Origin of the sequence: Streptomyces marinisediminis, from assembly GCF_026262575.1 — a bacterium.
GTDB lineage: Bacteria > Actinomycetota > Actinomycetes > Streptomycetales > Streptomycetaceae > Streptomyces > Streptomyces marinisediminis.
In genome coordinates this window covers 96,000-109,118 of the sequence record NZ_JAPKFL010000011.1, presented here as the reverse complement: position 1 = coordinate 109,118, position 13,119 = coordinate 96,000, and the positions used below count along the sequence as shown (strand labels likewise).

Annotated in this window: 7 protein-coding genes; all 7 read right to left on the bottom strand. The window is 65.0% G+C overall.

Annotated features, from left to right (window positions below):
- Nucleotides 1–3 precede the first annotated feature (3 nt).
- The 7 genes from cas6e to OSB71_RS11380 all read right to left on the bottom strand — a co-directional run bounded on the left by cas6e (nt 4) and on the right by OSB71_RS11380 (nt 13,078).
- Nucleotides 4–720 (bottom strand): type I-E CRISPR-associated protein Cas6/Cse3/CasE, encoded by a 717-nt coding sequence (gene cas6e, locus OSB71_RS11410; protein WP_265947157.1) that lies wholly within the window; start codon nt 718–720, stop codon nt 4–6.
- A complete protein-coding gene (gene cas5e, locus OSB71_RS11405) occupies nt 720–1,475 on the bottom strand; it encodes a type I-E CRISPR-associated protein Cas5/CasD (protein ID WP_265947155.1) in 756 nt (251 codons plus the stop codon). Before cas5e ends, cas6e begins: the two co-directional genes overlap by 1 nt.
- A complete protein-coding gene (gene cas7e, locus OSB71_RS11400; RefSeq protein ID WP_265947153.1) occupies nt 1,472–2,668 on the bottom strand; it encodes a type I-E CRISPR-associated protein Cas7/Cse4/CasC in 1,197 nt (398 codons plus the stop codon). The genes cas5e and cas7e overlap by 4 nt, the downstream gene beginning before the upstream one ends.
- Before the next feature lie 60 nt (nt 2,669–2,728).
- The gene (gene casB / locus OSB71_RS11395; RefSeq protein WP_265947151.1) at nt 2,729–3,607 is read right to left on the bottom strand and encodes a type I-E CRISPR-associated protein Cse2/CasB; all 879 of its coding nucleotides are present in this window, start codon (nt 3,605–3,607) and stop codon (nt 2,729–2,731) included.
- 43 nt (nt 3,608–3,650) lie between these two features.
- Entirely contained in the window at nt 3,651–8,399 is a 4,749-nt protein-coding gene (gene casA / locus OSB71_RS11390; protein ID WP_265947149.1) for a type I-E CRISPR-associated protein Cse1/CasA, read from the bottom strand.
- Nucleotides 8,400–9,326: 927 nt separating this feature from the next.
- Nucleotides 9,327–10,085 (bottom strand): M48 family metallopeptidase, encoded by a 759-nt coding sequence (locus OSB71_RS11385; RefSeq protein ID WP_265947147.1) that lies wholly within the window; start codon nt 10,083–10,085, stop codon nt 9,327–9,329.
- Entirely contained in the window at nt 10,082–13,078 is a 2,997-nt protein-coding gene (locus OSB71_RS11380) for a type I restriction endonuclease subunit R (RefSeq protein ID WP_265947146.1), read from the bottom strand. Before OSB71_RS11380 ends, OSB71_RS11385 begins: the two co-directional genes overlap by 4 nt.
- Between the last annotated feature and the right edge of the window lie 41 nt (nt 13,079–13,119).

The following is a 13,119-nucleotide window of genomic DNA, read 5'->3' as shown; positions in this document are numbered from 1 at the left end:
TGATCACCGCACCGGGGCGAGGGTCATCAGGCCGCAGCCGTAAGCCTTGGCCTTTCCCATGCCGTGGGTAAGGGTACGGCGGAAGGCGTCGGCGTCGGTGACCCGCAGGCGGCCGTCGAACGTGACGCTGACGAATCGGACGTCCGGTTGAGGGCTCCCGCCAGCCTGCCTGCGGAACTGGAGGGGGGACTTGTTGTGCACAATCACCTCGTGCTCGCCCCCGTGCTCGGTCAGTTGTTGATCGGCGGGCTTCCGCGTCACTTCGAAACCGGCCCGTTGCTGCCGTTGGAGCAGCCAGCGCACCTGGTGGGGCGGGGTCAGATGCGCGGTTCGTTTCGTTCTGGTCTCACGGGACTGACCGGGCTTTCGGGTGTGGTGCACCGGATTGGCGGTGAGCCGGAAAGCCCAGACGTCACCCACGGCGAGGCTGTCCAGGAACTCGCCGTAGGCGAAGGTCGTCCATCCCGGCTCGTCGAGAGTGGGCCAGCCGGCCTGCTCGACGAGATGAGTCAGATCGGGGCGCGCTGGACTGACCATGAGCAGGTCGGCCCGTCCCGAGGCGTGGTGGTCCACCCGCCACAGGACGCGTGGTCCCTGGCCCTCTCGCGACGGGAGATCGGGGAATGCCATGTTCACGGCCCCATGCATGAAGTGCGGGGAACCGAGGAGTCGACGCGCCCCGGTGCGTGCGGCGTTGATGCGAAATTGGGTCAGGTACATCAGGAGGTCCTCGGGAGGCTCTCCGACGTGCCGCCGATGGGCGGATCGACGGGACGGAGGGCAGCGGTCGGATCGTGGGACGGAGGAGCGGGGGTTCGCTTGGCGCGGATCCCCCGCAGCCCGTACTGCCGGTGGCGCGTGTTGAAACTGACGGGCGTGTCCCGCAAGGACATGTGCGGGGTCTCGCCGGCGGGGCAGTCGAGCAGAAGGTCCAGCGATTCGGGGCCTGCCGGGCCGCCGTGCCTTGCGGCCCGTGCGAGCTGGTCGACGTACCACGGGGAGGGCTCCCACTCGGCGCCGCGCAGGGCGTCCTCCAAGGAGATGTCCTCCTGCGGGGGGCCCATGTCGATGGGCCGGGAAGGCGGGCAGGAACGGCGACCGAGGTACGGCAGGAAGCGTGGTTCGAGCAGAGCCTGGTACAGGTTGCGCAGCAGGCTCGTGTCCCCCTCGACCCCGGCAACGAACATCGCGTCGGTGAGGTAGAACCGTTCGGACAGGGGCATCGACTTTCCCGAGTCGGAGTGGTGTGCGGTGTGGAAGTCCCTTAGTCGCTGCCCGGGTTGGTCGACCCGTACGCCGAACCGCAGGGCCGCGAGGTCCGAGAGGTCCGCGTCCCGTGGTCGGCCCTCAGCGGCGGCCAGTAGTCCGAGGACACCGCTCTTGGTCGGTGCATTCTCCGTGCTGCGGCGGGCGAAGCGGGCAGCCGAGCCCCAGGACTGCAGGGGACCTGCCAGGCGCAGTAGCAGCACCGTCATGTGTCGGACCCCAGTCGACGCGTCACCGCGTCCCCGACTTCCCGCAGCAGCCTGTCCAGGGTTACCTCGTGGCCGAGTTGGGCGAGAGACTCCGTCTCTTCGCCTACCCGGAAGACCCATCCGCGGTCCTCTGTCTCCAGCCCGTACTGCTTCTCCAGGTCTGGCACGTGCTCTGCGAGGCGTAGGCAGCTCTTCTGCAGGAAGCCACCTTCCGGGCTCTTCTGCACCGGCTTCTCGAAGGCTCCGACGAAGCTGACCGGCCGGCGGTCACGCAATTTCACGATCACCGCGGAAGGGAGGGTGTGATTGCCGAATGTGTTGATCTTCCCTGCCGGCAGGGAGGTGATGAAAGCTTCGAGGAAAGCGGTGACCGCCTTCTCCACCGGAGTGCTCGGCGACTCGCTCTCCCGGAGCCCGGCGCCGAGGTTGCGTTGCAACTCGTCGACGTCCAGGGCGGCGTATCGGTAGAGGGTCGCGGAGTTGAAGTCGACGGTGCCGATCATTCCGGCGCCGGATTCTTCGTCTCCGCTGCGATCGTCGACCGCAGTGTAGTAGTCGGATTCGATGTCCGACTTGTGGACGCTGAGGGCGTGGGCAACCTGTGTCGCCGCCTCCACGTTGAGGTCGGCGGCGTCCGCGACCATCCGTCCGAAGAGGGCGATGTCCACCGAGTGCTGGGTGTCGACCGCCTGCCGGGACCTGTCCTTGTTCTCCCTTTTTTTGAGGTGCTCCTTAAACGCCTTCACATCGCCGTCGGGTCCGCTGCCCGCGATGGCCAGCTCGGCGAGGGCGTCCAGTTGCCTCCTGCTCAGAAACATCAGGTACGAGGACTCCGGTGCCGTGGAGCCGTCGTCGTTCTTCCCCTTACGCTTGGGCACATCAATGGTGGAGCCGGTTGCGGTCTTCAGCATCTCCGCGGCGAGTTCGATCGCTACCGGTTTCCGCGCCTCGTCCTGGGCGATGATCCGCTCCGCCAGTGCCTCGGCCACCTTTTTCGTCCGGACGCCGAGTTCCTCGGGCGGCAGGAGCTCGTTGAACGCCTTCCGCGTAGCGCGTTTCCACGCCTGGCTGGAGACCCGCGCCCGCCTGACGCCACCGAAATAGGCCGACTTGGGAGTGCCGGTGTCATCGCGGTTGAGATTGCTGGGCGGAACGGTCTGGAGGATGTGGATATCGAGGATCGTTCGGGTCACCGTGGTTCCGTTCTGTTTGGTGGTGGTGTTACTGCGTTTTGCGCGGGGATGCCGGTCCGGCTAGTAACCCGCGTCGTCGCTCGTGAAGTCCGGCAGGTCCCCGTACGGGGGCGGAGCACTGCTCCCGTCCTCACCCTTGGCGTCGGTACTGCCGTAGACGAAGTGGAACTCGCGTCCCCACGCGCGCCGGATGTCGTCGCGGCGGTTCTCGTCCTGCCACAGGTGGAGCTGGTCGGCGAGGAGCCCGTAGTCCAAGGGAATCCGCGAGGCGCGGAGCAGTAGCACCATCTCGCGCAGGCGGAGGCCCAGCATCTCGACATCGGTCGACGTGCCGATCCGTACGAAGCGCTTGCGGACGGTCGTGCTGACTTCCTCCACCGGATCGGAGGTTCCCCGCTTGCCGTCGCCCTTCTCCTTCTTCTTGGTGTCGGCAGCCACGAGGAGATCCCGCGCACCGGTTCTTCCGTGGGCCAGCCGCCGCACGGAACGGCCGAGGGGCCAACCGGACACATGCATCGGATCGTCGCGCACGGACTGCTGATGCAGCGCCCAGAGGGTTACGGCGAGGTGGACCGCCCTCTCCTCGCTCTCCGCACCTCGCTCGTCCCTTCTGCGATAGGCCGACGAGAAGTACTGCGGCGTGGGCTGTCCCTCGTACTGCTCTTCCTCCCGCTGGCGTTCCTCTTCCCGAAGTTGACTCAAGGCTTCCAGGTGATCGAGACCCCAACCTGTGGGCGAGGCGTACACATCGCGTCCGGCCTCGCGTCGCAGTCTGGCCACCGCGGCCACGGCGGCCGCAACGTCCTGTTGATACCCGATCTGCAGGCGGGGAACGGTGCGTAGCGTGGCCTGTCGGGGCAGGAGGTGTGGCTGCCGATCGCCGTTTCTGGGGCGAGCGGAGACCTTCCCGCCGTCGGCGGGACGCGTACTCATGGTCATGATGCGCTCTCCGTACGGTTGTCCTGGGACGTGCCCGGCCTGCTCAATGGGGTGTTCGATCACCGTCGGTGGGCCGGTTCCCGGCCGGTGCCAGCACCTTGTTCAAATGGCTGGTGAACCAGTTGTGGGCGCGGCCCGCGTCCATCAACCGGACACCGACGCCGGGAAGGTCAGTCATCCGACCCTCATTGGCGGCAGGACCCGCGGAAGCCAGAAGCTGACGGGCGAGCCGCGAAACGTGCCGGCGAACTGTGTTCCGCCACTCCTGACGTGCCGTGGGCAGGTCGGGGTAGGCCAGCAGATCTTCGAGCCAGGCACGGTACGGCCCGTCCAGCGTTCCGAAACCCAAATCACGGGCGGTGTCGATGGACGAGCGGGGATCTGTGCCAGCAGCCCGGGCCAGGTTCCCGGCGAGTTGGCCCAGAGCGGCCACTGCCGACTCCGCCTCGTGTACTGCGTCCACCGCAGCAGCGCCATACACCGGGTTCCCCTCGTGCAGAGTGATCACCGGCATGACCACGGAGTCGTCCACGATCTCGTCCACCACGGACTGCTGCGTTCCGTACACCGCTCCGACCAGTCGAAGCCGGATCAGCGTGTCCGGGGCGATCTCAGTAGAGGTGATGACCTGGGCGAACCATCCGGCCACTCCGGGGCGCAGGCCAGCCGCGGGCTCGTCTCGGTTGCCGGCATCCGCCCCCTGTTGCCTGGCAGGCAGCAGCGCGCCCAGTCCACGCCAAGCCGCCCGGCTCGGATCATGCGGCCGTGGTGTGTACACCGGAACCCGGCCCTGCTTCTTCTCCTGTGTCGGGCTGCGGCGCCAGCCCGACATCGGCTCCACTTTCCACGGGGCGGACAGGGCGAGCGGGTCGCCGTAACCGAGGACCACGCCGGTGATCCCCCCGTTCTCGGAGTGCATCCTGACCCTCCTGGACTGCCAGGTGTAGAGGTCTCGCAGACCGCTGGGGCCGCCCCCACCAGGGCCACACTCGCGCGGTGCAGGGCCCAGCGGAGGACGCCGCCACACGGGCAGATCCTCCTCGTGGTCCTCCGATTGCACGTACGCGTCCTCGAAGGCGATGAGGTTGAGCAGCAGCGTTTCCCGGAGAGTGGAGCCTTCCGCGAAGACCCCACCCAGGTTGCCCAAGGAACCCACGCCCAGGGGGTAGACCTTTCCGGCCTTGGCCCGCTTCTCGTCACCCACCATCGCGGATTTGATGCCGGAGGTGTCGTAGGCGTGGGTGTGGACCAACCACCGTGCGGCCTCTGCGTAAGCCAGTCGGTCGACTCCCGGACGCCGCATGGAGAACAGCGCGTTGCCGACGGGGACGTCGGCGACGATTCGGCTGAGCGGACCCAGTTCGTTCTTCGCTGTGGACAACTCAGCCACCTGGTAGAACGGCTGCACGGGGTGGAGCAGGTCAAAGCGTTCCCGGTAGCGGTCGAGGTAGCCCGTGATGGGGGAGAAGGGATCAGCCGAAAGCCAGAGATCCTCCCAGTCCTCGATCTCAGCGGGGCCGTCCAGCGCGTCGTAAACGATCGCCAGCAGCAGACGCAGCAGGGCCAACTCTTGCGTAGGCACGTCGCCCACCAGGCGGCGCAGGTCGTCCGCCTGAGCGAAGACGTCGAGCAGGGACAGCTCCTCGACCTTCCCGTCGAGACGTTGCACGGGCAGCCATGGGGCGGAGACCAGATCGAACGATGAAGGCTTTGTCGTCGCCGCCTTCCCAGTGATCACCGACTCTCCCCCCGCGCAATCCCCCGGTGCGGGAGTGCCGCTAACCGAGACCACCACCGACGATTCCCGATCACACCTGTGCTGCTCACTTGGGCCGCTCTCTCTCTGCCCGGATACGTCCTCGGTCGGTCCGGAATTGTTCGCGGGCACGCCGGGGGAGGTAACCCGGAGTCCGTCGACTGGGCTGTACGCGAGGTCAAAGCCTGCCAGGCGGGTCTGACAACGCTCGTCGAGAACGAGAAGCAGTTCCCCTGCAAGCCAGGGGCACTCCTTCACCTGCCAGGCCGGGACCAGGAAGCGCTCCAACTCTTCAATGGTGCGGTCGATCAGCCAAGGCTTGCCGAACCGCCCAGGCAAGGTGAGGGCGCTCGCAGCGACCGCTTCGGCCGCGCGACGGCTCGGTGGAAAGTCGGTGGGCAGCTCCAAACCGCCTCGCCCGCCCTCCTTGCCACCGTCCAACCAGGGCACGGTGGTCAACCGCCCATCCGCGCGACGCTGGACGACCAACACCTCCAGGGTCTGCTCGCTGTCACGTACCTGGGCGCGACCCTCGCGGCTGTCGTCCGCATCCCCGGCGTGCGCCTCCAACCATCCGTACACAGGCCGGCCTGGTCGGCGCACCGAGTCCAGGAGAAACCCCTCCGCCTTCTCCCTCTTCTCCGTGAGCAACCTGAGGTGCTTCACCCGCGCCTCGTCCAGCTCCCCCGCCCACGACTCCGGCCCGACCTCCTCCTCGCCGTAGGCCCTCTGCACCAGCGGGCTGATGTCGCTGGGAAGCCGCAGCGGGCTTCCGTCCAGGTGGGGGCCGAGAACGGCCAGGGATCGCAGCAGGGTGTACGCACCCTGATAGACCGCGAGTGACCCCTTGACGGGTGAGGACGGCTTAGCCGACCAGTCCACGCCGGTCACCAGGCAGCGCGCTTGGGCCAGACGTGGGGGCCGTCGCCGTGGATGCCGGTGCAGTCGCCCCATCCGCTGCAGCACCAGGTCCACCGGGGCGAGATCGGTGACCAGCAGATCGAAGTCCACGTCGAGCGACTGCTCCACCACCTGGCTTGCCACCACCACGTGCTTCTCCGGGCGCTGGTCGTTCCCCGGGCCGAACCGTTGCAGCAACTCGATATCCTTCGCCGCCCGGTCGGCGGCCAGGAAGCGGGAGTGAGCCACTGTCACCGCATCGTCGCCGAACCGCTTCCGCAAGACCTCGGCGGCTTCCAGCACCCGGTCGACCGTATTGCGGACGATCAGAGCACACCCCCCCTCGGCGAGGTCCGCCGCCAACCGGTCCGCCAACACCGTCACGTCGTCGTCGAGGCGCTCCACCATCACATCCACCCGGCGCCCAGAGCCGGACGCGGGTCGAGCCGTGAGAGCCGGATGGTCCGGGGTGACAGCTGTGATCAGGGGGTAGGCATCCGCCCCCATCTCCACCTCCGCGCCCCCCGAGCCTGCGTAGGCGGCGGCCAGGCTGCGCCTGCGCGCGGCCGGAAGGGTCGCGGAGAGCAGCACGACCGGCACCCGGTACGCCGCCAACCATTCGAGGGCTCGATCCAGATACCGACCCATGTAAGCGTCATAGGCGTGTACTTCGTCGATGACGACGACCTTGCCCGCCACTGCCAAATGCCGCAGCGCCAGGTGCCGGCTCTTCAGCGCGGCGAGCAGCACCTGGTCGATGGTGCCCACCGCGAACGACGCCAAGAGCTGCTTCTTCCGCCCTCGCAGCCACTGATGGGCGTGAAGTTCGGCCGGTCGCGCGCGCGTCGCCCGCACTTCATCGAGGCGCTCCTCACCGCCCGGATCAACTGCGGCGATGGATCGGCGCCCCTTCCGCAGCAGGCCCGCCCAACGATCGTTGAGTGCCGCCTTGGCGTGGGCGAGGACGACGGAACGAGGCGTTTCGTCACTCTGTGGCAACTGGTCCACCCAGTTCATCAGCCGGGAGAACATGGCGTCGCTCGTTGCCCGTGTGGGCAGCGCAATCAGTAGGCCCCCGGCACCTGTACGCGCGGCGAGGATCTCTGCCGCGGCGAGGGCTGCCTCCGTCTTCCCCTCCCCCATCGGGGCCTCGATCATCAGCAGTCCGGCCGTCGGCATGGAACGTGCCATGTGGACCGCCTCCTCCTGGACCGGCCGCCCCTTCGCGCCCCTCAGCTTGGGGAATCGCTTCGCGAACAGCTCCCCAGTCGACTCCTGTGGCAACGCGGGCGCCCAGGGCGTCGGTAGGTCGAGTCCGTTCCAAGCCGCCTGCAGCCGACGCCGTTCACCGATCGGGCCGACGGGTTGCCAGCTGTCGGGGTCGTAGGGGAAAAGTTCCGGGGCGCTCGCGATCCAGTCGGACATGATCACCAGCGCCGTCAGGATCACCTGTGCGGGCTGCGGCAACCGCACGCTCCCCCACTCCGGCAACCGTTGCCTCACCCCCGCCAGGTCTGCACACCCGTCCATCAGTTCGTACTGGACCCTGCGCCAGACTTCTTCGCTCGGCCCCGGGTGCCGCAGCAGGTGCGGACGAAGCTGGAGATCGTGGATCTGCTGGTGCTCGGGAGGCGTCCCGTGATGACCCCCAGCGACGACGGCCAGCTGCCCGGAAGCTCGCTTGGCCAGCCCGAACCGCTCCGCCATCCATTCCTGCAGCAGGAGTTGGCCGGCCAGAGCATGTGGCGCCAAACGTCGGTCCAGCCCGTAATCACTGCGCAGGGGCATGCCGAGCCCGAGGTCCCGCATACGATCGGCCAGGGGCTCGACCTGGCAAGCGAAAGCCGGCGTGGCCTTCCCGCTGTCGTGGGCCGCCGCTAGGAAGCGCAGGAGCTTGGAGGCGTCCCTCTCCCCGCCCGGCAGTGACTCGGAGATCAACTCCTTGGTCGAGCGGGGCACCCAGTGCTCCCATAGCTTCCCGGCGACTCCTGCGCTGTCCGCCATGTGCCGCCAGAGCGGAAGCCAGCCCTCCGTCTTTCGATCGTGCTTCGCCCATGCTGTGAGCGCGGCCGGCGACAGCCGAGCGAACGGTGTACTGCCGTCAATGGGATGTGGAACCACGGAGGGATGAAACATGCCTGTGCCTCCTGTGAGGCGGTAGTTCGATATGGCCCCACGCCGAGGGGCGGAATGATGAGAGGCTCGCCAGTTATTAGCGACGAGACGACGGAGGGCTTCCATCCGCCGGGCGGTGCCGAAGAAGGATGCCCTCCGCGTGACTCAGGACCAGCGCCTCCTCGGCATCAGCCGGATCAGGACCACGATCACCACGACAGCACTACATGCCGCGGGCGCGTGTGCGGAGGGAGCGGTCGTGCAGGCGGCAACCAGTGCCATCAGTAGGCCGTAGCTCCCAGGGCCTGGTCCAGCCGCAGGCGGGGCAGTAGGCACATTTCCGGTACTCACGGGTAGAATCTCCTTCGTCTTGCTAATGGACTGGCGGGGCAAGCCGGGTCCGTCCCTCGCGCGGCAACGTGAGGCGCACGGGCCCGGCTCTTACTTGGCTCGGATCCGTGCGTGACGGAGCGTCAGCTTGACGGTAGCAGCTCCCGGGGCCTCACATGTGTGGGACTAGTTCATGCCTCGGCTTTGACGAGCCATCCTCCTAGTTGCACAACTAGGACGATGGCTCGTCAGCGGCAAGTGCCGGGTCAACCCCGCAGTCGCGGGGAGCACCTGGACGATCCGTCCTCCTAGGGACCACCCCCGCAGCTGCAGGGATCCACTCACAGTGCCATGTCTGCCGGAAGAGCCGAGGAGCCACCCCCGCTGGGGTGGGAAAGCACGTCGTCGGGTACAGCAAGCAGGCGCCACCCCCGCGGGTGCAGGGAGCACCATAGCGTGATCCACCACCGCAGTAACCCGGGCCGCGATCCCGCTCCTCCGCGGCCGGGGTGCCGTTGCTCATCTCCTCACAGTCGGCATGCCGACCCTGCGTGAACTTCGGGGGGTCAACCAGCCGCGTCGATCACAGACATCGAAGAGACGCCATCGACCATCGCCTCACATTGATCCGTCGATAACTGCCCGTGGGTTGTAGGAGCGAAGTTCCTGCCCATGTCGACGTAGCCACTCTGCTGCGTCCGGCCACGTGGGTTGTGCCACATCAAGGAGGCGCCAGAACGCCTTGGAATGGTTTGGCTCCCTGAGGTGGCAAAGTTCATGGACGGCCACGTAGTCGAATACTTCGGGTGGTGCCATGATCAACCGCCACGAAAAGGAGAGGTTCCGGCTGGCTGAGCATGATCCCCAGCGGGTTTGCTGATCTCGGATTGTGATGTTACGGAATTCCAAACCCAATCGCTTCGCGTGACGCTCCAGGAGATCCTGAGCGTGTTGACGGGATTTTCTGCGGTACCAACGTTCGATGGCGGCTGCAGCCTCGGCTGGATTTCCGCCCACCATCAACCGCTGACCATCTGGACGAACCGAAGTGCGAGAAGTAGGGGCATGCTGGATCTGTCGTGGCCTGCCCAGCAGCCAGACGACAGATGGCTGCTCAAGGTCTAGTTCTGCCGGGCGTGCTCGAAACGACTGAATCAGCGCGTGTTTCTCTGCAACCCATTTATGTTTTTGTTGGAGGAACCGACTTACATCGGTACTGCTCGTCTTCTCGGGGACGATGAGTTCGGCTGGTCTTCGTGGGCTCATTACCAGGCGCATGCCGCGGACCCTGGTTGACTCCCGAACCTGAATGATCAGTGTTTCGTTACCAAGGTGAATGGACTGTGATCGACGGAACTGATTCTTGTTGGAGCTCATCGGGCTGCAGCTATCGCGACGGAAATGACGTCATCAACAAAGGCTGTTGTGGCCAGTGCCTTTGTGGTGTCGTCCCTGAACAACAGGCCGATGATTTCGCGCCGAACGTCCCGAAGGATGTCGTCTCGGTCAATCCATTCAGGGAATGTTGCGTTGGCTTCGACGACTGCGTCGATTCGGTGAGCAAGGTCCAATAGTTGGTCCTCGGGCAGATCGACGGCATCACCTGCGCGGGCCACCGACAGGAACCCCTGGGCCCGCTTGGACAGGCCAAGAGAATCTGCTTCATCCTGTTCTGCGGCCCAGTGGCCGGACAGGCGCAACAGGCCATTGAGGAGGTCCAGGGTGTCTTGGGTGGATTCCCTCTTACGTCGGCGTAGACGTTCGAGTCGCTCGGCCAGCGATCGGGCCACGGGGTCTCCTTGGCCGCGCTCGCGGATTTCGTACTCGATTGCCGATTCAACGACCGCAGCTTTCTCTGCCGGGTTACCGGCGCTTTCCTGAATCCTCTCTACAAAACTACCGTCAAGACGATAGACCGGAACTTCGCGGCGCAGTCTCTCTAGGGAGATGGCCTGGCGCACGAGGGCCCGGGTGTGGGCGCCGTACTCGTCGAGATCGAAGTCGTCAACCACGTCGTCAAGCCGCGCGCCGTGGCGCCACAGTGCACGCAGGCGCACGAGGCGACCGTAATCGCCCAAGTGGTCGGCGAGGGCCGGATCCGGTGCGAGCGCCTCGTAGGCCGACTGGGTCAGCCTGAACCGTTCCTCGAAAAGATCCGAGGCTTCCCTGTCTTCGGTAAATCGGCGCACGAGCCACAGCATCTGCTCGTACTCATCTTGCGATGTCGGCATTCCCGCCACCAGGGCGAGCGCCTCCGCAATGCGGACTGGGAAGTTGTTGCGCAATTCCTCCATGTCGAGCACGGCAAGTTCGACCTCGCTTGGAGAGAAATCGACGAATGCCTGCTGCAGCTTGGAGAACACGTTCGCGTAGTCGATAACGATGCCGCGATCCTTGCCCGGGTAAGGGCGATTAGTTCGCATGATCGCTTGAAGCAGTTTGGCGCCCCTCAGCGGCTTGTCGAGGAACATGACTTGCTCGATAGGAGCATCGAAACCGGTGAGCAGCATATCGCAAACGATGAGGAGTTTGAGCGGGTGGGTCGGGCTCTTGAACTCCTCGATGAGCTGCTTCTTTGCCTTTGACTCCGCTACGTCCAGACCCGTCGATGAATTGGCCGAGCCGACTTGCCGTGCGCCGCGTCGGCGCAACTGTTCGCTCGCATACCACCTTCGATATGCAGTGGTGTCGGTCTTTTGGTCCGATGTGTAGATGACGGCGATTTCTTCTGTCCGCATCCCCTGCCGAAGGAGTGCCTCTGCGTACACGGCGCAAGCCTCGCGATCGATAGCGACGAGTTGCGCCTTGAAGCCCTGCGGTTCGGTGCTGTTACGCACGAAGGAGACAATGTCACGGGCAATCGCTTCTACCCGGTCGGTTGCCTTGGCGACAATAGACAAGCGAGCTGCATCTGCCTTGACTCGTTCCCGCACAGCTTCTGTGAGACCCTCGGTCTCGGCGAAGGCGTCGAAAGCCGCGTCCAAGTCTTCGCTGCTGAACCCCCATTCGTCGCCCCGGTACTCGTAGCGGACTTCGACGGTCGCGCCATCTTCCACGGCTTGCTTGGGTGAGTAGACGTCAAGGTAATTCTCATAAACACCGTTGATTTCGGGAGAGAAAGCACGGCGTGTTGACCGATCCCGGGTCTCGATGGGCGTCCCAGTGAAGGCGAACAATTTCGCCTTCGGAAGTGCTGCTCGCATACGGATGCCGAATTTGCCCTCTTGGGTGCGGTGGGCTTCATCGACGAGCGCGATGACATTCTCGCGGGTGACCAGTTTATCCATCGTCTCATCGAATTTCTCGACGGTAGTGATGATGGCGCCACGGTGATCCGATGCGAGGAGCTCGCGCAGCTTTGCTCTGCTCGTCGCTGAAACCACTCCCTTGAAGGAGGCAGCGGTGAAGGTCTCATTGATCTGGTCGTCGAGGTCGACGCGATCAATCACAATGAAGACGGTCGGATTCCCCAAACCAACTCGGCGGAGCTTTCTAGCCGCAAAGAGTATGGTCAGACTCTTTCCTGAGCCCTGCGTGTGCCATACAATGCCGCGGTCATGCGTACCGTCAAGGACACGCTGGACGATCTTGTTGGCGGCGCGGAATTGCTGATAGCGCGCTAGCTTCTTGATGGTCACACCGTCGCGAGTCTCGAAGACGATGAAGTTCGCTGCGATATCTGCGAGGTTCTGCGGCCGCAGTAACCCCAACAGGCCGATCTCCATTTCCCGGTGGTCATCCGAAACCTCGAGCGGCCAGGCGTCCTTCCACTCGGCAAACTGTGAGAGCTTTCGGGCGCCGCTAGGCGCGCAGCGGAAATGAAATCCATTCGTGGCAACGCAGACGGCGGAGAAGCGCTCCAACTCCGGAGCGTCGCTCCAGTACTGTCGGAAATCACGTGCAGCCTTCTGCCATTTGATGGTAGGGGCTTTCATCTCGATGAGCGCGAGAGGAATCCCATTCACGAGGCATACGACATCGAGTCGGGGCTCCCGCAATGCCCCGGTCCGCAGTTCGAACTCTGTGGTGACGATGAACGTGTTACGCTCGGGGGCTTCCCAATCGACGACGGTAAATCTGCGAGCCTTTTCGTCGGCGCCGAACGACAGCGTGATTCCATCACGCAGTGCTTCGATGAACACCTCGGGATCGGTGATCCGCCGTAGGCGGTCAGTGATCTGCAATGCCTGCTGTTCGGACAGACCTGCATTCAGAGCCCGTAGGGCATCGACAACGAGCGGTTCGACCATCGGTTCGCCCATGCGCCCTGAGCGCATAGCCGCCATTTCCAGTCGGGAGGCTGGCTTCCAACCCATGCCCGCGAGATACGACACGATTTTCTGCTGGACCGGTGCTTCGCTGCCTATCACTCGATCACCCTTGGGCAGTTAGAGCGGACTGGGCCGTCTAT

Bases quoted from the DNA above. Each gene is read 5' to 3' on its own strand.
- cas6e (WP_265947157.1), bottom strand. From the start codon at position 720: ATGTACCTGACCCAATTTCGCATCAACGCCGCACGCACCGGGGCGCGT.
- cas5e (WP_265947155.1), bottom strand. From the start codon at position 1,475: ATGACGGTGCTGCTACTGCGCCTGGCAGGTCCCCTGCAGTCCTGGGGC.
- casB (WP_265947151.1), bottom strand. From the start codon at position 3,607: ATGACCATGAGTACGCGTCCCGCCGACGGCGGGAAGGTCTCCGCTCGC.
- casA (WP_265947149.1), bottom strand. From the start codon at position 8,399: ATGTTTCATCCCTCCGTGGTTCCACATCCCATTGACGGCAGTACACCG.
- OSB71_RS11385 (WP_265947147.1), bottom strand. From the start codon at position 10,085: ATGAGCTCCAACAAGAATCAGTTCCGTCGATCACAGTCCATTCACCTT.